At 71.1% G+C, this 22,068-nt stretch carries 20 protein-coding genes and 1 pseudogene; 16 read left to right on the forward strand and 5 right to left on the reverse strand.

Annotated elements, in window-relative coordinates; all coding sequences use genetic code 11:
- The first annotated feature begins 39 nt into the window (after positions 1-39).
- From RBJ65_RS00670 to fabG, 10 genes are read left to right on the forward strand one after another with little or no spacing between them, the layout of a single operon-like run.
- Positions 40-1,065: a beta-ketoacyl-ACP synthase III gene (locus RBJ65_RS00670; protein WP_306321409.1), complete on the forward strand. Its 1,026-nt coding sequence runs from the start codon at positions 40-42 to the stop codon at positions 1,063-1,065.
- A gap of 42 nt (positions 1,066-1,107) precedes the next feature.
- On the forward strand, positions 1,108-1,350 hold the full coding sequence (locus RBJ65_RS00675; RefSeq protein WP_306321408.1) for an acyl carrier protein: 243 nt from the start codon (positions 1,108-1,110) through the stop codon (positions 1,348-1,350).
- Positions 1,347-2,570: a beta-ketoacyl synthase gene (locus RBJ65_RS00680; RefSeq protein ID WP_306321407.1), complete on the forward strand. Its 1,224-nt coding sequence runs from the start codon at positions 1,347-1,349 to the stop codon at positions 2,568-2,570. Before RBJ65_RS00675 ends, RBJ65_RS00680 begins: the two co-directional genes overlap by 4 nt.
- Before the next feature lie 52 nt (positions 2,571-2,622).
- On the forward strand, positions 2,623-4,470 hold the full coding sequence (locus RBJ65_RS00685) for an acyl-CoA dehydrogenase (protein ID WP_306321406.1): 1,848 nt from the start codon (positions 2,623-2,625) through the stop codon (positions 4,468-4,470).
- A 5-nt stretch (positions 4,471-4,475) separates the two neighbouring features.
- The gene (locus RBJ65_RS00690; protein WP_306321405.1) at positions 4,476-4,892 is read left to right on the forward strand and encodes a thioesterase family protein; all 417 of its coding nucleotides are present in this window, start codon (positions 4,476-4,478) and stop codon (positions 4,890-4,892) included.
- Positions 4,889-5,758 (forward strand): fumarylacetoacetate hydrolase family protein, encoded by an 870-nt coding sequence (locus RBJ65_RS00695; protein WP_306321404.1) that lies wholly within the window; start codon positions 4,889-4,891, stop codon positions 5,756-5,758. The genes RBJ65_RS00690 and RBJ65_RS00695 overlap by 4 nt, the downstream gene beginning before the upstream one ends.
- Complete coding sequence (locus RBJ65_RS00700) at positions 5,755-6,423, forward strand: 4'-phosphopantetheinyl transferase (RefSeq protein WP_306321403.1); 669 nt, start codon at positions 5,755-5,757, stop codon at positions 6,421-6,423. Before RBJ65_RS00695 ends, RBJ65_RS00700 begins: the two co-directional genes overlap by 4 nt.
- Complete coding sequence (locus RBJ65_RS00705) at positions 6,420-8,003, forward strand: acyl-CoA carboxylase subunit beta (protein WP_306321402.1); 1,584 nt, start codon at positions 6,420-6,422, stop codon at positions 8,001-8,003. Before RBJ65_RS00700 ends, RBJ65_RS00705 begins: the two co-directional genes overlap by 4 nt.
- Before the next feature lie 51 nt (positions 8,004-8,054).
- Positions 8,055-9,143 carry a branched-chain amino acid aminotransferase gene (locus tag RBJ65_RS00710; RefSeq protein ID WP_306321401.1) on the forward strand — a complete coding sequence of 363 codons (1,089 nt, stop codon included), beginning with the start codon at positions 8,055-8,057 and terminating at the stop codon, positions 9,141-9,143.
- A 40-nt stretch (positions 9,144-9,183) separates the two neighbouring features.
- The gene (fabG, locus tag RBJ65_RS00715; protein ID WP_306321400.1) at positions 9,184-9,888 is read left to right on the forward strand and encodes a 3-oxoacyl-ACP reductase FabG; all 705 of its coding nucleotides are present in this window, start codon (positions 9,184-9,186) and stop codon (positions 9,886-9,888) included.
- A gap of 17 nt (positions 9,889-9,905) precedes the next feature.
- Here fabG and RBJ65_RS00720 read toward each other — a convergent pair whose 3' ends face one another.
- Positions 9,906-11,744: a helix-turn-helix domain-containing protein gene (locus RBJ65_RS00720; RefSeq protein ID WP_306321399.1), complete on the reverse strand. Its 1,839-nt coding sequence runs from the start codon at positions 11,742-11,744 to the stop codon at positions 9,906-9,908.
- Positions 11,745-12,093: 349 nt separating this feature from the next.
- Here RBJ65_RS00720 and RBJ65_RS00725 point away from each other — a divergent pair.
- A pseudogene (locus RBJ65_RS00725) lies at positions 12,094-12,405 on the forward strand (50S ribosomal protein L11 methyltransferase); the annotation flags it as partial.
- A gap of 143 nt (positions 12,406-12,548) precedes the next feature.
- On the opposite strand, the gene RBJ65_RS00730 reads toward RBJ65_RS00725, so the two are convergent.
- The gene (locus tag RBJ65_RS00730; RefSeq protein WP_306321398.1) at positions 12,549-13,928 is read right to left on the reverse strand and encodes an MFS transporter; all 1,380 of its coding nucleotides are present in this window, start codon (positions 13,926-13,928) and stop codon (positions 12,549-12,551) included.
- Positions 13,925-15,205 (reverse strand): ATP-grasp domain-containing protein, encoded by a 1,281-nt coding sequence (locus tag RBJ65_RS00735; RefSeq protein ID WP_306321397.1) that lies wholly within the window; start codon positions 15,203-15,205, stop codon positions 13,925-13,927. Before RBJ65_RS00735 ends, RBJ65_RS00730 begins: the two co-directional genes overlap by 4 nt.
- 233 nt (positions 15,206-15,438) lie before the next feature.
- Here RBJ65_RS00735 and RBJ65_RS00740 point away from each other — a divergent pair, with 233 nt between their 5' ends.
- Positions 15,439-16,212, forward strand: a complete 774-nt coding sequence (locus tag RBJ65_RS00740) for an MHYT domain-containing protein (protein WP_306321396.1) — start codon at positions 15,439-15,441, stop codon at positions 16,210-16,212.
- Between the two features lie 57 nt (positions 16,213-16,269).
- Here RBJ65_RS00740 and RBJ65_RS00745 read toward each other — a convergent pair whose 3' ends face one another.
- Entirely contained in the window at positions 16,270-17,703 is a 1,434-nt protein-coding gene (locus tag RBJ65_RS00745) for an FAD-binding oxidoreductase (RefSeq protein WP_306321395.1), read from the reverse strand.
- 103 nt (positions 17,704-17,806) lie between these two features.
- Here RBJ65_RS00745 and RBJ65_RS00750 point away from each other — a divergent pair, with 103 nt between their 5' ends.
- From RBJ65_RS00750 to RBJ65_RS00765, 4 genes are read left to right on the forward strand one after another with little or no spacing between them, the layout of a single operon-like run.
- Positions 17,807-18,598 carry a thioredoxin domain-containing protein gene (locus RBJ65_RS00750; RefSeq protein WP_306321394.1) on the forward strand — a complete coding sequence of 264 codons (792 nt, stop codon included), beginning with the start codon at positions 17,807-17,809 and terminating at the stop codon, positions 18,596-18,598.
- 37 nt (positions 18,599-18,635) lie between these two features.
- Positions 18,636-19,523: an aminoglycoside phosphotransferase family protein gene (locus RBJ65_RS00755; RefSeq protein WP_306321393.1), complete on the forward strand. Its 888-nt coding sequence runs from the start codon at positions 18,636-18,638 to the stop codon at positions 19,521-19,523.
- Between the two features lie 9 nt (positions 19,524-19,532).
- Complete coding sequence (locus tag RBJ65_RS00760; protein ID WP_306321392.1) at positions 19,533-20,006, forward strand: GNAT family N-acetyltransferase; 474 nt, start codon at positions 19,533-19,535, stop codon at positions 20,004-20,006.
- A gap of 38 nt (positions 20,007-20,044) precedes the next feature.
- Entirely contained in the window at positions 20,045-21,013 is a 969-nt protein-coding gene (locus RBJ65_RS00765; protein WP_306321391.1) for a bifunctional helix-turn-helix transcriptional regulator/GNAT family N-acetyltransferase, read from the forward strand.
- Positions 21,014-21,020: 7 nt separating this feature from the next.
- On the opposite strand, the gene RBJ65_RS00770 is transcribed toward RBJ65_RS00765, so the two are convergent.
- On the reverse strand, positions 21,021-22,037 hold the full coding sequence (locus tag RBJ65_RS00770; protein ID WP_306321390.1) for a zinc-binding dehydrogenase: 1,017 nt from the start codon (positions 22,035-22,037) through the stop codon (positions 21,021-21,023).
- Between the last annotated feature and the right edge of the window lie 31 nt (positions 22,038-22,068).

A 22,068-nucleotide genomic window follows, 5' to 3' on the forward strand; every position in this document is an offset into this window, starting at 1 on the left:
GGGGAATTCAGGCATTCGAAATCAAGGAAGGGGAGTCCGATGGCCGCCGTGATTTCAGGTCTGGGCGGTGCGCTGCCCGCGGACGTCGTGACCAACGACGACCTGTGCCGGACGCTCGACTCGACCCACGAGTGGATCGAGACCCGCACCGGCATCAGCGAGCGGCGCATGGTCGCCCCCGGGCAGTCGACCCGGGACCTGGCCGTCGAGGCCGGCGCCCGCGCGCTGAAGTCGGCGGGCCAGGACACCGTCGACGTCGTGGTGGTCGCCACCACATCGGCCGACCGGCTCTGCCCGGCCGTCGCTCCGGAGGTCGCCAGCTCGCTCGGCCTCGGCACGGTGGCGGCCTACGACCTCACGTCCGCGTGCAGTGGCTTTCTGTACGGGCTCGCGTCGGCCGTCGGGCACATCGCGTCCGGTGTGGCCGAATCGGTGCTGTTCATCGGCGCCGAGGCGTTCACCACCATGGTCGACCCGCGGGACCGCTCCACCCGGCCGATCTTCGGCGACGGCGCGGGCGCCGTGGTGCTGCGCGCCGGCTCCCCGGACGAGCCGGGCGCGATCGGCCCGTTCGACCTCGGCAGCGACGGCTCCCTCGCCGATCTGCTCGCCATCCCCGCGGGCGGATCGCGGCAGCGCTCCGCGAGCGGCGGCCCGGTGGGCGACGCGGCGCCGGTGCCCTCCGAGGACTGGTATCTGCACATGGAGGGCCGACCGCTCTACGTACAGGCGGTCGAGCGGATGGCCGCCTCGTCGCGGGCCGTCCTCGACAGGGCCGGCTGGTCCGTCGGCGACGTCGCCGTGTTCGCGGGACACCAGGCCAACGTCCGGATCGTGCGGGCCGTCGCCGAGGAGCTCGAACTCCCCGACGACCGGGTCCCGGTCAATATCGACCGGGTCGGCAACACGCTGGCCGCGTCGATTCCGCTGCTGCTCATCGACGCGGCGGTGCGCGGAAATCTGACGGCCGGCGACAAAGTGCTGCTGTCCGCTTTCGGCGCCGGACTGTCCTGGGGTTCGACGACTCTGACGTGGCCGGAAATTCACGTCGAAGAAGTCGTGTAAGCAACCGAAGAAATAAATCTGAAGGGCGAAGGAGCAAAAGTCATGAGTGCGCTTTTCGATGCCGTTGCCGATGTCATCGCGACCCGTTTCGGTCTCGACCGTGCCGACATCACCGCCGAGGCCACGTTCGACGACCTCGGCCTGGACTCGCTCTCCCAGATCGAGCTGGTGACCGCGCTGCGCAAGCGCCTGGGCGCCGAGATCGACGACGAGGAGATGGAGGAGCTGTCCGCGGTCGGCGAAGTGGTCGCCGCTCTTGAGGCGAAGGGGCTGGCAGTCGCATGACGGGCTTCGCGGCGGCGATCACCGGCATCGGTCTGGTGACTCCGGCCGGTGTGGGCGTACCGGAGAACTGGGAGCGCGTCGTCGCGGGCCTGCCCACCGCGGCGCACGCCCCTGAACTGGCGGGCCTCCCGGTCCCGATGGCCTGCCAGGTGCCGGACTTCGACACGGCGCTCAAGGGCCTGCGGGGCGCCCGGCAGTGGGACCGCTACACGCAGTTCGCGGTGGTGGCCGCGTACGAGGCGCTCGCCCAGGCCGGGTTCACGGCGGGCGAGTGGCCGGACAGTTCGCGGGTGGCCGTCGTCGTCGGATCCGGCGCGGGCGGCACCGCGACCCTTGAGGAACAGCACGCGGCCCTGCTCGCCGAGGGCCCAAGCGACGTGTCCCCGCTGACGCTTCCGATGGGCCTGCTCAACATGGCGGCCGGCCAGGTCGCCATCGAGCTGAAGGCCAACGGCCCCTGCTTCGCGCCCTGTTCGGCCTGCGCCTCGGGCGCGTCGGCCATCGGCCTGGCGCGCGACATGCTGCGCAGCGGTGTCGCCGACGTCGTCGTCGCCGGCGGCGCCGAGGCCCCGGTGACCCCGCTGTACTCCTCGTCCTTCGCCAGGATGCGGGCGCTGTCCCGCCGCGTGGACGACCCGGGCTCCGCCTCCCGCCCCTTCGACGTGGACCGGGACGGCTTCGTGCTCGGCGAGGGCGCCGGCATGTTCGTCATGGAGACGCCGGAGCACGCCAGGGCGCGCGGCGCCCGACAGATCGCCACGGTCGTCGGATACGGCGCGTCGGCGGACGCCCACCACGTCACGCAGCCGCACCCGGAGGGCCTCGGCGCCAAGCTCGCGGTGCGCGCCGCACTGAAGGACGCGGGCCTGACCGGCGACGACGTGGCGTACGTGAACGCGCACGGCACCTCGACGCCGCGCAACGACGCCGTCGAGTCCGCCGTGATCAGGGAGGTGCTCGGCGCGGACACCGCCGTCAGCTCGACCAAGGGCGTGACGGGGCACCCGCTGGGCGCGGCAGGCGCCATCGAGGCCGCCTTCGCGGCGCTCACCGTGGAGCGCGGCGTCATCCCGCCGACCGCCAACCTCACGACGCCGGACCCGGTGGTCGACGTCGACCTGGTGTACAAGGCGGCCCGGCAGGCGCCGACCGCCGTGGCCCTGAGCAACTCCTTCGGCTTCGGCGGGCAGAACACCGCGCTGCTGATCGCCGCCCCCTGACCCGCGCGGGACCGACGGACCACGCGCGACCTCGATGGAGACGACGCACACGATGACCTCTGCGACCCCACAGACCCAAGACACGGCCCACCGCGACGAGTTGACCCGGCTGCTGTTCGACGGCTCGTACGACGAGACGCACGCCGACATCAAGGAGGCGCTGCTCGACCCGGTCTTCGACGCGCGCGAGGGCCTGAGCCTGGGGGAGGCCGGCCGGCTCGCGTACGACCGCTCCCGCTTCCTGCACGGCAAGCTGGAGCGCCCCGCCGAGATCGTCGGCAACCCGCGGCGCCTGTTCGCCCTCGCCGAGTGGCCCTCACTGCTCGACGTGTCGACGTTCTCGCTGCTCATGGTCCACTACAACCTGTGCTTCGGCACGGTCCTCGACCACGGCGGCGACCAGCCCGCCATCAAGGACCTCTACGACGAGCTGGACGGCCTGCGCTCGTTCGGCCCGTACATGGCGACCGAGCTCGGCTACGGCAACAACGTGGCGGCCCTGCGCACCGAGGCCGTCTACGACCGGGACGACGAGAGCTTCGTCCTCAACACCCCCGACGCGCTCGCCCAGAAGTTCATGTCGTACAGCGGCTTCGAGGACATCCCGAAGATCGCCGTCGTCATGGCCCGGCTCGTCGCGGACGGCAAGGACCACGGCGTCTTCCCGTTCCTTGTCCGGATCAGCGACGAGCACGGCCTGCGCCCCGGCGTGCACGCGGCGCCCTGCCCGGAGAAGCCGGTGCAGGGCCTCGACAACGGCGTCACCTGGTTCGACCACGTGCGCGTCCCGCGCCACAACCTCCTCGGCACCATGGGCGGCTTCGACGAGGACGGCACCTTCCGTCCCGCGCCGGGCGGCCAGCGCAAGCGGTTCCTGCGCGCCATGTCCCGGATCCAGCCGGGCCGGCTGTGCGTGTCCAGCTCCGCCGTCGGCGCCGGCCGGGCGAGCGCCTACATCGCCCTGCGCTACGCCGCGCAGCGCCTGACCAACGCCCCCGGCCGCCCCGACACCCCGATCATCGAGTACCGCAGCCACCAGGCCGCCGTCTTCCCCGCGCTGGCCAAGACGTACGCGATGACGTTCCTGCTCAACCACGCCAAGCGGCGCTTCCTGGAATCCCCGGAGAACATCCCGGCGGGCCTCAACAACCTGATCAACATCACCAAGGCGCTCTCCACCTGGGAGATGACCGAGGTCATCGCCGTGTGCCGGGAACGCTGCGGCGCCCAGGGCATCTTCAGCGCCAACCGCATCGCCGACTACGGCTCGCTGCTCCAGGGCCTGGTCACCGCGGAGGGCGACAACCAGGTGCTGCTCGCCACCACCGCGGCCCAGATGCTGGCGGGCCGCGACACCGGCGAAGCCGTCCCCGCCCCCGTTCCCGAGGGCCGCGACCTGCTCGACGGCGCCCTCCACACGGAACTGCTGCACCACCGCGAGGACACCCTGCGCCGCACGGCCCGTACCGCCATGGCCGAGGGGCCCGACGACCAGACGTACTTCGACGCCTGGAACGGCAACGTCAACACCGCCCTCGACATGGCCAGGACCCACGGCGTGCGCACCGCCCTGGAGGCCTTCCAGGAGGCGGCGGCCGACGCCGGTACCGACGAGGTGCGCACGGCGCTCACGGACCTCGCCGCGCTGTACGCGCTCGGCGAGATCCAGCGGCACGCCGGCTGGTACCTGGCGCAGGGCGCGCTCACCGCCGAGCAGGTACGCCAACTCCCCGCCCGCACCGACGAGTTGTGCGCCCGCGTCCTGCCGCACGTCGGGATGCTGATCGACGGCTTCCGGCTCACCCCCGAGCTGCTGCGCGCGCCGATCGCCGCCGACGACTACGTGTCCGCGTTCCAGCAACTCGCCGGGGCGGCCCCCGCCGGCACCGAAAGGAGCTGATCCCCATGGCACGCCATGTGTACCGATGCCCGCTTCGCTGGTTCGACATGGACGTCTACGGCATCGTGAACAACGTCGTCTTCCTGCGCTACCTGGAGGAGGCGCGGGTCGACTTCATCTTCCGCATGGGGCCCACCGAAGGCGACGCGTTCTTCAAGGACGGCTCCGTCGTCGTCAGCCACGAGATCGCCTACAAACGGCAGTTGACCCACCGTCACGAGCCGGTGGAGATCGACATGTGGGTCAGTGACCTGGGTTCCGCCACGGTCGCCGTCGACTACGAGGTCAAGGACGGCGACACCGTGTACGCCACCGCCTCCACGGTGATGGCGCCGTTCGACTACGAGCGCGGCCGCCCCCGCCGGCTGACCGACCAGGAGATCGCCTTCTTCGAGAAGTACCTCCAGGAGCAGCCCGCATGAAACTGCTGCGGGTCGGCCCGCCCGACCACGAACGCCCCTGCGCCGTCGACCCGGACGGCGTGGTGCGGGACCTGTCGCGGTGGCTCGACGACTGGACGGGCCCGCACCTCGACCCGGACGCGCTGGCCGGGACCGAGGAGCGGCTCGCGGCGGAGGCGGCCGGGCTGCCCGCCGTCGATGTGTCGGCGGCCCGGATCGGTCCGCCCGTCAAGGCGGGCGGCCATCTGATCTCCATCGGCCTCAACTACCGCGACCACGCGGAGCAGGCGGGCATGGAGCTGCCCCCCGAGCCCATCGTGGCGAGCAAGTCGCCCTGGACGACGGCAGGCCCGCACGACGACCTGCTGCTGCCGCCGGGCGGGGACAGGACCGACTGGGAGGTCGAGCTGGGGGTGGTCGTCGGGCGCCGCGCCCGCTACCTGAGCGACTCCTGCGATCCGCTCGCGTACGTGGCCGGGTACTGCACGGCCAACGACATCTCCGAACGCGGCTGGCTCCTGGAGCGCGGCGGACAGTGGGTCAAGGGCAAGTCGTTCGAGTCCTTCGCCCCGCTCGGCCCCTACCTGGTGACACCGGACGAGGCGGGCGACCCGCAGAGGCTCGCGCTGACCTGCAAGGTCAACGGTCGGCTCATGCAGGACGGCAACACCGGCGACATGGTCGTCGGGGTGGCCGAACTCGTCCGCTATCTCAGCCGGTTCATGGAGCTGCGGCCCGGCGACGTCGTCCTCACCGGCTCCCCGGCGGGCGTCGCACTCGGCAGCCCCGACACGCCCTACCTGCGGGCGGGGGACGTGGTCGAGGCCGGGATCGAGGGCCTGGGAGCGCACAGGCAGCACTGCGTCCGGGTGCGGGAGCCCGCGTGATCCAGGAGGTCGTGGCCGCGTCGGTCAGCTGCGCCGAAGCGCTCGGTGATACCTCGGACGCGGCCCTGCACCCGGTGGAGGAGCGGGCCATGAGCCGGGCACTGCCGGGCCGCAGGGCCGAGTTCACCACCGGCAGGCACTGTGCGCGCCGCGCCCTCGCGGGCCTCGGGTTCACGGACGTGGCCGTCCCGCGCGGCCCGGACGGCGAGCCGCGCTGGCCGGACGGGGTCGTCGGCAGCATCACGCACACCGAGGGCTACCGCGCCGCCGCGGTCGCCCGCGCCCAGCAGGTCAGGGCGGTGGGCATCGACGCCGAGCCCAACCTCCCGCTGCCTGAAGGGGTGGTGGACATGGTGGCGTCACAGGAGGAGCGGGCCGCGCTCGCGACGCTCGCCGCGTCCCGCCCCGACGTGCACTGGGACCGACTCCTCTTCAGCGCCAAGGAGAGCGTCTACAAGAGCTGGTTCACGCTGACCGGCACCCCGCTCTGGTTCAACGACGCCGTGCTCGAACTCGACGCGGACCACGGGACGTTCACGGCGCGCGTCCTGCGCGAGACGGAGCCGCACGGCACCTTGCGGGGGCGCTGGATCCACGCCGAGGGCCGACTGGCCACCGGGATCGTCGTCCCGGCCGGGCCGGGAAAGGAAGGGGGCAGGACATGACGAGGTCTGTACGCATTCCGGAGCAGCCCACCGACGCCCGCGGGCGCGTGGCCGAACTGCACGCGATCCGCGCGCAGGCCCTGGCCGGGCCCAGCGAGAAGGCGACCGAGGCCCAGCACGCGAAGGGCAAGCTGACCGCGCGCGAGCGCATCGAACTCCTCCTGGACGAGGGCTCGTTCAACGAGGTCGAGCGCCTGCGCCGGCACCGGGCGACCGGCTTCGGCCTGGAGGCGAAGAGGCCGCACACCGACGGCGTGATCACGGGGTGGGGCACGGTCGAGGGCCGCACGGTCTTCGTGTACGCCCACGACTTCCGCATCTTCGGCGGCGCGCTCGGCGAGGCACACGCCACGAAGATCCACAAGATCATGGACATGGCCATCGCGGCGGGAGCCCCGCTGGTCTCGCTGAACGACGGCGCGGGCGCCCGCATCCAGGAGGGCGTCTCCGCGCTGGCCGGGTACGGCGGCATCTTCCAGCGCAACACCAAGGCGTCCGGCGTGATCCCGCAGATCTCCGTGATGCTGGGCCCGTGCGCGGGCGGCGCCGCGTACTCGCCCGCCCTCACGGACTTCGTGTTCATGGTCCGCGACACCTCGCAGATGTTCATCACCGGACCGGACGTCGTGAAGGCCGTGACCGGCGAGGAGATCACCCAGAACGGCCTCGGCGGCGCCGACGTGCACGCCGGGACCAGCGGCGTCAGCCACTTCGCGTACGACGACGAGGAGACCTGCCTCGCCGAAGTCCGCTACCTGCTCTCCCTGCTCCCGCAGAACAACCGTGAACACCCCCCGACCGTCCACGCGGACGACCCGGCGGAGCGCCGCTGCGACTCTCTCGTCGACCTCGTCCCGGCGAACGGACGGCTCCCGTACGACATGGGCCGGGTCATCGAGGAACTCGTCGACGACGGCGACTACCTGGAGGTCCACGAGCGCTGGGCGCGCAACGTCATCTGCGCCCTCGCCCGCCTCGACGGCCGCACCGTCGGCATCGTCGCCAACCAGCCGCAGGCCCTCGCCGGAGTCCTCGACGCGCAGGCCAGTGAGAAGGCCGCGCGCTTCGTCCAGATGTGCGACGCCTTCAACATCCCGCTCGTGACGCTGGTGGACGTCCCCGGCTTCCTGCCCGGCGTCGACCAGGAGCACGGCGGCATCATCCGGCACGGCGCGAAGCTGCTGTACGCGTACTGCAACGCCACCGTGCCCCGTATCTCGCTGATCGTGCGCAAGGCGTACGGCGGCGCGTACATCGTCATGGACTCCGAGTCCATCGGCGCCGACCTCACCTACGCCTGGCCGACCAACGAGATCGCGGTGATGGGCGCCGAGGGCGCCGCCAACGTCATCTTCCGCAAGCAGATCGCCGAGGCCGACGACCCGGACGAGATGCGCGCCCGCATGGTCAAGGAGTACAAGGCCGAGCTGATGCACCCCTATTACGCGGCCGAACGCGGCCTGATCGACGACGTGATCGACCCCGCGGCCACCCGTGAGGTCCTGATCCGCTCCCTGGCCATGCTCCGCACCAAGCACACGGAGATGCCGCAGCGCAAGCACGGCAACCCCCCGCAGTGATGCCCCACCCCTTGAAGAACACCCCATGAACGACCGGGAGTTGACGACCACATGAGCCAGAGCCTGGAATTCTCGCAAGCACGCGTGACGGGCGTGCCGGACGCCGAGCGCGAGCGGGTGCTCGCCGCGCCGGTCTTCGGCGAGGTCTGCACCGACCACATGGTGACCATCAAGTGGAGCCGGGAGCGGGGCTGGCACGACGCCCACCTCGGCGCCTACGGACCGCTGAGCCTCGACCCGACGACCCAGGTGTTCCACTACGGCCAGGAGATCTTCGAGGGGCTCAAGGCGTACCGCCGCGAGGACGGCTCGATCGTCTCGTTCCGCCCCGACGCCAACGCCGCCCGGCTCAACACGTCGGCCGCCCGGATGGCGATGCCCGAACTGCCCGAGGAGACGTTCCTCGAAGCGCTGCGGCTGCTGCTCGACGCGGACCGCGACTGGGTGCCGGAAGGGGAGGGCAAGAGCCTGTACCTGCGCCCCTTCATGATCGCGACGCAGCCTTCGCTGGGCTTCTTCCGGCCCTCGGACTCGTACCTCTTCGTCGTGGTCGCCTCGCCCGCCGCCTCCTACTTCAAGGGCGGCGTGACGCCCGTGACCGTGTGGGTGGGCGGCGACTACACGCGGGCCGCGGACGGCGGGACCGGCGCCGCCAAGTGCGGCGGCAACTACGCGGGCACCCTCGTCGCCCAGGAGCAGGCCGCGCGGCAAGGGTGCGACCAGGTCGTGTGGCTGGACGCCAAGGAGCGCCGCTGGATCGACGAGATGGGCACGAGCAACATGTTCTTCGTCTACGGCGACCGCCTCGTGACCCCCGAACTGACGGGCACGCTGCTGGCCGGCATCACCCGCGACTCCGTCCTGACGCTCGCCCGTGACCTCGGACTGACCGCCGAGGAGGGGCGGATCAGCGTCGAGCAGTGGCGGGCGGACGCCGAATCGGGCCGCCTCACCGAGGTGTTCTCCTGCGGCACCTCCTCGATGATCACGCCGGTGGGCCGGGCGAAGAGCGAGCAGGGGGAGTGGCTGATGGGCGACGGCACCCCCGGCAAGACCACGCTGCGGCTGCGCGAGGAACTGATGGGCCTCCAGTCGGGCGAGCGCCCCGACCGGCACGGCTGGATCCAGAAGATGGCATGAGCCTCCCCCTTCCGCGACGTACGAAAGGCAGCCCCCACCTGTGAACCGCTCGATTCTTGTCTCCGGAGGCAACCGTGGCATCGGCCTGGCCGTCGCCCGCGCCTTCGCCGACGCAGGCGACCGCGTGGCCGTCACCCACCGTTCGGGCGAGCCGCCCGAGGGCCTCCTCGGTGTCCGCTGCGACGTCACCGACACGCAGCAGGTCCAGGCGGCGTACAAGGAGGTGGAACGCGAACACGGGGCGCCACAGGTCGTCGTCGCCAACGCGGGCATCACCAAGGACGCCCTGCTGGCCCGCATGTCGGAGGACGACTTCCGGTCGGTCCTCGACACCAACCTCACGGGGGCCTTCCGCCTCGCCCGGGAGGCGGTCGGCGGCATGATGCGGGCCGGCGGCGGCCGGATCGTCCTGGTCTCCTCGGTGGTCGGGCTCTACGGCGCGGCGGGGCAGGCCAACTACGCGGCCTCGAAGGCCGGTCTGGTCGGGTTCGCGCGGTCGCTGGCCCGCGAGTTGGGCTCGCGCGACATCACCTGCAATGTGGTCGCCCCGGGGTTCGTCGACACCGACATGACCCGGGGCCTGAGCGAGCGGCAGCGCGAGCGGATGCTCGGGCAGGTCCCCCTCGGGCGCTGTGCGCGGCCCGAGGAGGTCGCCGATGTGGTGCGCTTCCTTGCCTCCGAGGCGGCCGGCTATGTCACCGGAGCCGTGCTCCCGGTGGACGGCGGCCTCGGCATGGGGCACTGAACCGGCACCGAACCGCCCTACTCGTCCGTCACTTTGATGTTGGAGCGTATGCGGTGCATGCGTACCGCGAGTTGCACCTCCAGTGCTCCGGTTCCTTCCTGCCAGCGCGAGCCCAGCAGGTCGTTGATGCGCTCCAGGCGGCGGGTGATGGTGTTGGCGTGGACGAACAGCTGCTCGCCCGCCCGCCGGGGGCTGCTGTTGGCGGCGTAGTAGGCCTCCAGGGTCGGTACGAGATCCGTCGAGCGGCGCTCGTCGTGTTCGAGCAGCGGGCCGATGGCCGCCTCGATGAACCCCGCGACGTCCTGCTGGTCGGCCAGCAGGAGTTCGAGGCCTCCGAGGTCCTGCGGAGTGGCGACACCGCCCGCGGCGCCCAGCGTCGCGACCGCGTGCAGACAGCGCTGGGCCTGCTTGTAGAGGCCGGGTACGGTGTCGGCGTCCGTACTCGGCCCCGCGGCGCCCGCGGTGATGCGCAGCCCGGTGACGGCGGCGGCGGAGTCCGCCACACCCCGGGCGGTGGCTCCGGGATCGGTGCCGGGTAACAGGAAGACGACATGGCCCTCGCGATGGCTGCGCAGCCCGCCGGACTGGCGTGCGTAGACGGTCGCCCAGGAGCGGACCCCGTCCGTCAGGCCGCCTTCCGGCTTGGCCACCACCACGATGTGAGGGTTGGTCAGATCGGGTCCCACGGCCCTGGCCCGGTGCTGCGAGAGCTGCCCGCCGCCCGGTTCCGAGACGAGCAGCACTTCCAGGAGGTCGTCCTCGCTGGTGCCCGACGGCTGGATCTGCAGCAGGGCCGCCAACGTCTGGGCGCAGGCCTGCAGCAGCATCATGTCCAGCTCGCTCGGCGGATGCAGCCGGCGCAGCACCAACCGCCCGAAGGCGATGGTTCCGCGCACCGGGGCCGTCCACACCCCGTCCTCCTCCTGGGACACGGCCGCGCCCGCGGCGGGCGCGATGTCGGACGTCTCCTCGAACCGCACGTCCGCGTCGAGCAGTTCACGGGCCACCGACAGGAAGCGGTCGACTCCGCCGCCGGTGACGATCAGGTCCATGAGGACTTCCTGGGATCCGCGCAGCCGCAGAACGTTCTCCCGTTCCTCCTCGGCCCGTTGCACATCCGCGGCGAGCCCCTGTGCCCTGGCGCGGTCCTGTTCCCGTTCGAGCGCGGTGGTGAGGGCCATGGCCGCCAGCTGGCCCAACTCGCCCGCCAGTGAGTGCTCTCCGGCCTCGAAGTGCCGCACCGCCCTGCACCCTCCGTACAGGAGCCCGAGGTGTGCGCCGTCGGACCTGGTCAGCGGGACCACGATGACGGCCCGCAGCCCTTCGAGCCGAACCGCCTCGTCGGTCTTGTGCGAGCGCCAGATGCCGGAGTCGGCCAGGTAGTCCGGGGTGCTGAACGGTGCGGCGCCGCGGCGCGCGGAGGAGCCGAGCCCGCTGTCGGACGGCACCGGGAACTCCGGGGTCACCACGGAGGCGTGCCCGTCGACGGACCGGACGATGTCGGTGTCGCTCTCCGGGTCGTGGAGGGCGACATACGACATGTCCAGGTGGAGCATGATGCGCATCCAGCGCGTGATCAGGTCCAGGACCGTGTTCACGTCCGGGGCGCCGAGCAGGTCGCGCGCGGCGTCGACGAGTGTCGACAGGCCCGAAACCCTGCGCCTGCGTTGGTCGGACAGGTTCCATACGTCGTACGCGTACCGCTCCGCCGCCATCAGTTGCTGCAGCGCGGCGCCGTCTACGCCTTGACTCTTCGCTTCCGCGACCGGTCCGCAGAAAGCCGAACGCGGTGCTTCCTCGGAGAGCAGTTCCAGATACGTCGTGGCATCTATGCCTCGCCCCTCTCTCTTGGACAAGGCGCCCCCCTTCGTCGAAGAATCCTCTTGCGCGGATCCTAAGTTGCGGAGGTGACGCGCGCGCCGGGCGTCTCACCTGGTGAATAAGGTTCCCTGTTGCTTTCATCACAGGGGTGGCATCGTGGCTTCGGGCGCGGCCGTCTTGTGTGTGGACAGCCAAAAGGATTGGAGTTCCTTCGTGCGAAACGATGCAAACCAATACAGAGTGAACTCTGCGGAAACCGCCGCGGTTGATTCGCATTTGAGGAGTTATGAGCGCTCTCTCGCCCGCTGCGAGGCCGCGCGGTCGCACCCCGACCGGCCGCGCCTGTTCCAACTGGCGGGCCTGGACTGGGACCTGCTCGACGACGTGTTCTCGCCGGTCCACAGCCCGAGCACGGAGATAGCCCTGGACTTCCTCGGCCTGTCCCGCGATTCCCGGGCGGACGGCGCGGAGCCCCGGGGGTCGCTGCTGGAAATGGGCTGCGGTACCGCCGTGGTGGCGGTCGTCGCCGCGCTGCGCGGTCACGAGCGGGTGGTGGCCGCCGACATCAATCAGCAGGCGGTGCGCAACGCCGAACTCAACGTGGCCCGCCATAATGTCGCCGACCGGGTGCGCGCCGTGCGCAGTGACCTGTTCGACGGTGTGGCGCCAGGGGAGCGGTTCGACACGATTTTCTGGAGCTCCAATTACGTTTTGGCGCCCGCTGATTACCGCTACCGAAACGAGTACGAGCAGGCTTTCGTGGATCCGGGTTATGCCGCCCATCTCCGCTTCCTGGAGCAGGCGGTGCACTGGACCACCCCCAACGGGAGGGTGCTGCTTCACTTCAGCAATCGCGGCGACCTCGACCTGCTCCGGAAGCTGGCCGCGGAGCGCGACCGGGACGTCCGGGTCCGCGACACCCGTACGGCGTCCGAGGGGGCGGGGGGTTCGGACACGGTGGAGCACCTGCTGCTGGAGGTGACACCGGCCTCGTCCACGGCCGGGTGACCTCCGCCGTCGGCGGCCCGCGGGGAAGCGAAGCGCCAGTACCCCAGGGCCGCGACGGTGCCGATGGCGGCACAGGTGATCCACCAGAACGTGTCGCCGAAGCCGTCCATCACGAACCCGGCGAGCAGCGGGCCGACGAAGGCCGCGGACTGCCAGGCGAGCGCGTACATCCCCTGGTAGCGCCCACGCGCGTGCGTGGGGGACATCGCGGCGACCAGGCTCATGCTGGTCGGGGCGTGGATGATCTCCGCGAGGGTCCAGAGCGCGACGGTGAACGCGTAGAAGCCCACCGATCCGGCGACCGACGTGAGCCCCCAGCCGGCCGCGCACAGCAGGCACGCGGTGAACAGGACGCCCCTGACGTCCCTGTTGTCGATGAAGCGGGTCAGCGGGATCTGCAGAAGGACGATCAGTATTCCGTTGACGCTGATGACCAACCCGTAGTCGCCGGCGGAGAATCCGGCGGAGTTCATGCTCACCGGGAGTGCCGTGGGGCCCTGTTGAAGGAGCAGGGCGACGAGGAAGGTCAGGAATACCAGTTTCATGAATCGGCCGTCACGGGTGACCGTGAGCAATCCCGACTTCTCCTTGCCCGCCGGGGCCTCGGTGTTCGCGGGCCTGCTTTCCGGGAGTTTGAAGAAGACGACGAGGCCGCAGACCAATGTCGCGCAGGAGCCGACCAGGAAGAGCAGTTGGTATCCATGGCCGGCGATCATTCCGGCGGCCGAGGAACCGGCGGCGAAACCGATGTTGACGGCCCAGTAGTTGAGCGAGAAGGCACGCACCCGGTCGGCCGCGGGAACGATGTCCGCCATCATCGCCTGTACGGCGGGTCGTTGGGCGTTGCTGGAGATCCCCACGAGGCAGGCGACCACGGCCAGCAGCACCGGGTCCTGGACAAATCCCAGGACGGCGGTGGACAGCGCGGTGGCGACCTGCGAGAGCAGCAGTGTGGGGCGCCTGCCCACCCGGTCCACGAGAACGCCGCCGACGACGGCTGCGGCGGACCCGCCGAGTCCGTACAGCGCGGTGACCAGGCCCGCGTAGCTCACGCTGTATCCGCGTTCCGCGGTCAGGTACAGCGTGAGGAATGTGGTGACGAAGCTGCCGAGCCGGTTGATCAGCGTGCTGGTCCACAGCCACCAGAACTGTGCGGGCAGCCCGGAGACCCCGTCCCTGAGGGTCTTGCGGGCCTGGGAACGGATGCTCATGCGGATGCGCCGTCGCTCTCCACTTCCGGCTCCACTCCCGGCTCCACTCCCGGCTCCACTTCCAGGGTGTAGGAGCCGGCGAGTTCGCTCAGCCTCTCCTGGACCTCGGCCTCGTCGGTGGCGGAGAAGAAGACGAGCCCGGTCGACGTGGCGGAGGTGAGCTCGCGCGGGATCACGTCGCCGACCCGCATCGACATGGCCGCGGAGACGACACCGGCGCAGCCGGACAGCTCTTCGACGGTGCTCAGGCGCGTGATCCTGCCGGGGCGGGTGGGCAGCATGACCGTGGCCAGGATCCGGTCGGGACACCGGGGGTCGAGCTCGGGGGTCTCGCCGAGCGAGCAGGCCCAGAAGGCCTGCCACAGGTCCACGCCGCAGTGCCGCCGCACCGCTTCGACGATGCCGCCGCCGCCGGGGCGGCCGGCGATCTCACCGATCGTGAATCCGTCGGCGGTCTTGAACAGTTCGAGGTGCGTGACCCCGTCGCGCAGCCCGAGGGCCCGGACGACCTGCCGGTTGAGGCCGGTGATGGTGTCGAAGTCCTCGTGCCCGGCAGGCAGCAGGTACGAGCCGCTGAAGGTGTCCGTCTGGCCGAGGATGGGGGCGAAATAGCGGGAGGGCGCGGCGAAGACCACTTCGCCGTCCCGCACCACCGCGTCGCAATGGAATTCGTTCTCCATCTCGACGAAGCGCTCGACGATGAGCGGCATGTCGTCCTCCCGGAGTTCCGCCCCGAGCTCCGACGCCCCGATCTCCGCGTAGTGCTCGGGGGATTCGAGAACGGTCACGCCTATGCAGCCGCCGCCGAACACCGGCTTGACGACACAGGGCCACCCGGTCTTCTCGGCCGCCGCGGGAATGTCGTCGAAGGACAGCACCTGCTGGAATTCGGCGGTCGGGAGTCCGGCGGCGGAAAGCCGCTTCTTCATGACGTACTTATTGGTGAACGCCAGCGAGATGTCGTATCCGTCGCCGTCCATTCCGAGGGTGGAACGGACGTATCCCGCCGTCCGCACCGAGTGCTCGACAGGGGAGACGATCCGGTCCACGGGGTCCTTGACCGCGATGGAGAGGACGGTCCGCAGCACGGCGTCCGGGTCGCGGACCGTGGGGACGTGATGCACCGTGACATCCGGCCCGAAGGTGTGGCTGTGCCCTTCGTCGACGATCACCGAGACGCGTACGGAGCGCGCGTCCTCAAGGATCCTCGCCGGAAGTCTCCGTCGGTCCGTGCACAGCACGATCACATGCGGCGGTGCGGTCTGCTCTTCTTCCACGGTGTTCCGTTCCTCCCCTGTTCCGGATGGCTCGTGGCGTCGGCAGGGACACTACGGTCGCCGGAGCGGGGGCCAGGAGAAATGCCCGCGCATCACTCAACTTCAAGGACTGTGCGGGGAGTTGAAGGACTCCGGAGCGGCTTCCGGTTCCGCGGCGATGCTGGTTAGATGCGCTCGTTCACAGAACATCCATTTCGTGGTCTCACCTTCGTCACGCCTGGGGGCTCGCTCAAATGCAGGGCACGATCGACGGTTTCAGCTATGGCCTGGTCACGCCGGTCGCGGCGTACTTGACGGCCTGCCTCGGCAGCGCGCTCGGGCTGCGGTGCACGGTGCGCTCGCTCGCGCTCGAAAGGTCGCGGGGGGCCGGCTGGCTCGCGCTCGGGGCGGTGGCCATCGGGTGCGGGATCTGGTCCATGCACTTCATCGCCATGCTCGGCTTCCAGGTGAGCGGGGCGGACATCACGTACGACACCACGCTGACCTTCCTCAGCCTGCTGGTGGCCGTCCTCGTGGTGGGCGCGGGCGTGTTCACCGTCGGGTATCTCGGTACGCGCCCGGGGCCGCTGCTCGCCGCCGGTGTGTTCACCGGGCTCGGGGTCGCCGGGATGCACTACTTGGGCATGGCCGCGATGCGGATGAACGGTTCGCTCTCGTACGACCCCGGGGTGGTGGCGCTGTCCGTGGCGATCGCCGTCGTCGCCGCGACCGCCGCGCTGTGGGCCGCGGTCGCCGTCCGGGGGTTCCTCGCGAGTCTCGGGGCGAGCGTCGTCATGGGGGTCGCGGTGACCGGGATGCACTACACCGGCATGGCCGCCGTCGACGTACATCTCACGCACGGCGTGTACGGCGGCGGTTCCTCGGCCGTCAGCGTGCTGGCCCTGCTCATCGGGCCGCTCGTCGTGCTCGTGCTCGCCGCCGCCATCGTCATGTTCGACCCGATGCTGATCGGCGGCGAGGACGAGCCGGAGCGCCGCCCGGAGCGGAAGGCCGCGGGCGTGCTGTGAGCCTCCCGTGCCAGGACGCGCCCAACGGGCACTCCCGGCACGGGAGTCGGCGGGCCGTCAGCCCCGGCCCGCCACCTTGTCCGCCCACTTCGCGAGGCGCGAGGAGTCGGCCGTGTGCGTGGCCAGTTCGCGGCGGTCGGCGGCGTAGTAGGTGGCGTACATGCCGTGGACGCCGAGCCAGCGGAAGGGCTCCGGCTCCCACTTGCGGACCTTGTGGTTGGCCCAGGGGAGGGCCGTGAGGTCGGTGGGGCCCGACTGCCCCGAGTCCTGCTGGACGAGGTCGCGCAGGGTGCGGGCGGCGAGGTTCGTGGTGGCCACGCCGGAGCCGACGTAGCCGCCCGCCCAGCCGAGGCCCGTGGAGCGGTCGAGGGTGACCGTGGCGCACCAGTCGCGCGGGACGCCGAGGACGCCGGACCAGGCGTGGCTGACGCCGACGCCGGCGAGCTGGGGGAAGAAGCGGGTCAGGATCTCGTACAGCGCCTCGATGGTCTTGGGCTGGGTGCGGCCGTCGTTGTCCGTGCGGGAGGCGTAGCGGTAGGGGACGCCGCGGCCGCCGAGGGCGATGCGGTCGTCCGCGGTGCGCTGGGCGTACATGTAGGCGTGGGCCATGTCGCCGAGGGTTTCGCGGCCCTCCCAGCCGATGGACTCCCACTGCTCCGCCGACAGGGGCTCGGTCGCGATCATCGAGGAGTTCATGGGCAGCCACGTGCGGCGCTGCCCCTTGAGGGAGGCGGTGAAGCCTTCCGTGCAGCGCAGCACGTACGGGGCGCGGACCGTGCCGTACGGCGTGATCGCGTGCTTGGGTTTGATCTCCGTGACCGGGGTCGACTCGTGGATCGTGACGCCGAGGGACTCGACGGCCGCCGCGAGCCCCTTGAGGAGCTTCACCGGGTGGAGGCGGGCGCCGTGCGGGGTCCACGTGGAGCCGACCGCGCCCGAGACCCTGATCCGGTCCGCGGTCTCGCGGGCGCCGTGCAGCGTGCGGTCCTTCTCGCCGTAGGTGAGTTCCGTGTCGTGGAAGGACTTCAGGCGGGCCAACTGGGCGGGGGTGTACGCGACTTCGAGTACGCCGCCGTGGTGGATGTCGGCCTCGATCGACTCGGCGCGGGCCACGTCGATGACCTCGGTGACCGTGTCGTTCATGGCCTGCTGGAGGCGGACCGCGGCGTCGTGGCCGTGCAGCTTGGCGTAGCGGTCGCGGCCCGCGATGCCGTTGTAGAGCCAGCCGCCGTTGCGGCCGGAGGCGCCGTAGCCGCAGAACTTCTGCTCCAGGACGGTGATGCGCAGGAAGGGGGCGGCCTTCTTCAGGTAGTACGCCGTCCACAGGCCCGTGTAACCGCCGCCGACGATGACGACGTCGGCGCTCGCGTCGCCGGGCAGGGGGTCGCGGGTGAGCGGGATGCCGTCGTCCGCGTACCAGAACGATATGCCGCCGTTGATGGTGCCGGTGGTTTCGCGAGGGCCACCGGGGCCGCTGATGCCGTTGCTCATGGCGCGGGACGTTACTGGTCGGCGACGGAATGCGGGAGGGGGGAGGAGATGGTTTCGTGGCATTTGTCGCTTATGAGGGATGGGGAGGAGGGGGAGTGGGAGTGTGAGTCGGATCGTGAAGACGAACGCGAACGTCAACGGCAAGGTCGGGCGTGCCGGGCGGGTGCGGGCCGCCGTGCTCGCCGTCGTGCTGCTGGGGGTGACCGCCACGGCCTGTGGCGACGACGGTGACGGCGACGGCGACGAGACCGCCTCGCCCTCCGCCGCCGCCTCGGGCAGCCCTTCCGCGCGGCCCGCCGACGACGCCGACGACCTGGCGAAGCTGGACGCGCGCATGAAGGGCGACGACGTGATCGTCGTGGGCGACGAGAACGCCCCGCACACGGTCAAGGTGTACGAGGACCCGCGCTGCCCCTACTGCAAGAAGTTCGAGCAGGGCGGCGCGCAGGCGCTGACCGACCCGGTCCAGGACGGCGACGTGAAGGTCGAGTACGTCATCGCCTCGTTCCTCGACGAGAACCTGAACGGCCACGGCTCCGTGAAGGCCGCGAACGCGCTGCGCGCCTCCGTAGAGGCCGGGAAGTTCCCCGTCTACCACTCCGCCGTCTACGCGAACCAGCCCGCCGACGAGACCACGGACGCGTACACGGACGACTTCCTCCTCGACATCGCCGACACCGTCGACGGACTGCGCTCCACCGCGTTCGACACCTCCGTGCGGCGCATGAGGTACCAGGACTACGTGGACGCCGCGATGAAGAAGTTCCGCGAGGACGGCGTCGAGGGCACGCCCACGGTCTACGTGGACGGCGACAAGGTGACACCCGAGAAGACGATGTACGACGAGGACGCCTTCGAGAAGGTGCTAGAGGACGCGGGCGTTCCCGATAATTGACGGGCCCCGAAAGCCGCGCGCCCCTAGGGTCGCGGACGTGATCGACGTACCAAAGGGCCTTGTTGAGTCGCAGTACGCGTACGCGGGGGAGGCGGGCCGCGCGTTCGTCGCGGCGCTCCCCGCGCGCGTGGAGGAGTTCTTCGAGCGGTGGGAGCTGGTGCCCGACGGGCCGCTGATGCACGGGATGGCGGCGCTCGTCGTGCCCGTGGTGTGCGGTGACGGGCGGCCCGCGGCGGTCAAGTTCCAGGTGCTCGACGAGGAGACCGAGGGCGAGCCGGTCGCGCTGCGGGTGTGGGACGGCGACGGCGCCGTGCGGCTGCTGCGCTACGACGACAAGACCGGCACGATGCTGCTCGAACGCGCCGACGGCGGCCGGATGTTGAGCGGGATGACGGACTCGCGCAAGGCCGTGCTCGTGATCGCCGAACTGCTCGCACGGCTCACGGCGGGGCCCGCCCCCGAAGGCGTACGGCGGCTCTCCGACATCGCGGGGCGGATGCTCGCGGACACCCCCGACGCACTGCGCCGCCTGCCCGACCCGGCCGAGCGCGCGCTGATCGCCGACTGCGCGGCCGCGGTGCGCGAGGTCGTGGACGAGCCCGGGGACCGGCTGCTGCACTGGGACCTGCACTTCGAGAACGTGCTGGCCGCCGAGCGCGAACCCTGGCTCGCGATCGACCCGAAGCCGCTCGCCGGCGACCCCGGCTTCGACCTCTGGCCCGCGCTGAACAACCGCTACGAGCCGGACGAGACGCCGTGGCGCTTCGACGCGATGAGCGAGACCCTGGGCCTCGACAGGGAACGGGCGAGGGCGTGGACGCTCGGCCGGGTGCTGCAGAACGCGCTGTGGGACATCGAGGACGGGCGCCCCCTCGGCGTCCACGATCTGGATATCGCCCGCAGGCTGCGGGACGCCGCGCATTAATCTGCGGTCATGATTCGTACCGCCACCCCCGACGACATCCCCGTCATCCACACCATGATCCGCGAGCTCGCCGACTACGAGAAGGCGCTGCACGAGGCGCGGGCGAGCGAGGAGCAGCTGCGCGAGGCACTGTTCGGCGAGCGCCCGGCGGCGTACGCGCACATCGCCGAGGACGAGAGCGGTGAAGCGGTCGGTTTCGCGCTCTGGTTCCTGAACTTCTCCACGTGGCGCGGCGTGCACGGCATCTACCTGGAGGACCTGTACGTACGTCCCCAGGCGCGCGGAGGCGGCCACGGCAAGGCGCTCCTTACGGAGCTGGCGCGGCTGTGCGTGGAGCGGGAGTACGAGCGCCTGGAGTGGTCGGTGCTGAACTGGAACACCCCGTCCATCGAGTTCTACGAGGCGCTGGGCGCGCGGCCGCAGGACGAGTGGACGGTGTACCGGCTGACGGACGAGGCGCTGAAGGCGGTGGGCACGCCCTAGGGTGGCGTACGGACGCATTCTCTGACTAAGGTCAGAGAATGCGTGAACGTAGTGATGCCTCCGATGCCGATGCCGATGCCGATGCCGGTACCGATCCCGATGTCCAGGTCGCACAGGTGCGGCGGTTCAACCGGGTGGTCACCGAGCGCGTGGGCGTGCTCCAGGAGCGGTTCCACGGGACCGACCGGCCCTACGGGCAGGCCCGGCTGCTGTGGGAGATCGGCGGCGCCGGGCAGGCGGAGGCCGAAGGGCCGCTCGACGTAAGGAAGTTGCGGGACCTGCTCGGGCTCGACTCCGGGTACGTCAGCCGGCTGCTGCGCGCCCTGGAGGCGGACGGGCTCGTCGTGGTGGAGCCGCTGGAGCGGGACCGGAGGGTGCGCACCGCGCGCCTCACGGAGCGGGGGCGCGAGGAGTGGGCCCTGCTCGACCGGCGCAGCGACGAGGCCGCCGGTTCGCTGCTCGCCCCGCTCAACACCGCCCAGCGGGCCCGCCTGGTCGCCGCCATGGCCGAGGTGGACCGGCTGCTCACGGCCGGGACGGTCACCCTGGACGACGTCCCGCCGGACCACCCCGACGCCGAGCTCTGCCTGCGCGGCTACTTCGCCGAGGTCCAGGAGCGCTTCGACACCGGCTTCGACCCGGCGCGCAGCCTCCTGCCCGACGCCGGTGAACTCGCCCCGCCGCGCGGGCAGTTCGTCGTGGCGCGGCTGCACGGGGAGCCGGTCGGCTGCGCCGGGCTCAAGCTGCCGCCGGGCGGCGCCGCCGAGGTGAAGCGCATGTGGGTGGCGCCGAAGGCCAGGGGCCTCGGCCTCGCCCGCCGCTTCCTCACGGAACTGGAGGCGCGGGCCGTGCGGCACGGCGCCGAACTGCTGCGCCTGGACACCAACAAGGCGCTGCACGAGGCGATCGGCCTGTACCGCAAGTTCGGGTTCGAGGAGGTCGAGGCCTTCAACGACGAGCCGTACGCGCACCTTTGGTTCGAGAAGCGGCTGCGGCCCACCGGCTGAGGGGCGCTCACGGCTCCAGGACGACCTTGCCCGTCGTGCCGCGCGTCTCCAGGGCGTGGTGCGCGGCGGCGGCCTCCTTGAGCGGGAAGCGGTGGACGGAGGGGGTGAGGACGCCGCGGGCCGCGTGGTCGAGGGCGGCGAGTTCGAGGGTGCGCAGGGGGTTGGCGCCGCCCGCCCTGCGCATCATCGGCGGGCCGAGGACCTGCTCCTGGGTGAGGCCCCGGCGGGCCAGTTCGGCCGCGTCGAGGAGGTGCGGGCCCTCGTCGGCGCTGATGCCCTGGGCGGACCAGCCGAAGACGAGGTGCAGGCCGCCGGGACCGAGGAGGTCGAGGGCGCGGTCGGTGGCCGGGCCGCCGACGCCGTCGAAGAGGACGGTGGCGGCGGGGATGCCTCGGGCGGTGAGGAACTCCCGTGCGCGGGAGGGCCAGTCGGGGTCGTTGTAGTCGAGGGCGAGATCGGCGCCGTTCGCCTCGACCGCGGCCACCTTCGCAGGGCCGCCGGCGAGGCCGATGACGGTGCCGCCCGCGTGCTTCACGTACTGCACGAGAAGCGTGCCGATGCCGCCCGCAGCGGCGGGGACGAGGGCGACCGTGTCGGGGGTGACGGTGGTGAAGTTCAGGATGCCGAGTGCCGTGCGGCCCGTGCCGATCATGGCGACGGCGTGCGCGGGGTCCAGGCGGTCCGGGAGTTCGTGGAGGCGGTCCGCGTCCGTGACGGCGAGCTCGGCGTAGCCGCCGGGGACCATGCCGAGGTGGGCGACGACCTGCTTGCCGAGCCAGGTGGGGTCGGCGTCCGGGCCGAGCGCGTCGACGGTGCCGGCGACCTCGCGGCCGGGGACGGTGGGCAGTTCGGGGAGGGCCGGGAGCGGTCCCTGTACGCCGGAGCGGATCGCGGTGTCCAGCAGGTGCACGCCCGCGGCCGCGACCGCGATCCGCACCTGGCCGGGACCGGGCGCGGGGTCCTCGACCGTCTCGTACGTGAGGTTCTCTGCGGGGCCGAAGGCGTGCAGGCGGATGGCGTGCATGAGGGCTCCTGGTGGGTGGCGCGCGGTGCGG

Source organism: Streptomyces sp. KL109B (genome assembly GCF_030766935.1).
Taxonomy (GTDB): Bacteria; Actinomycetota; Actinomycetes; order Streptomycetales; family Streptomycetaceae; genus Streptomyces.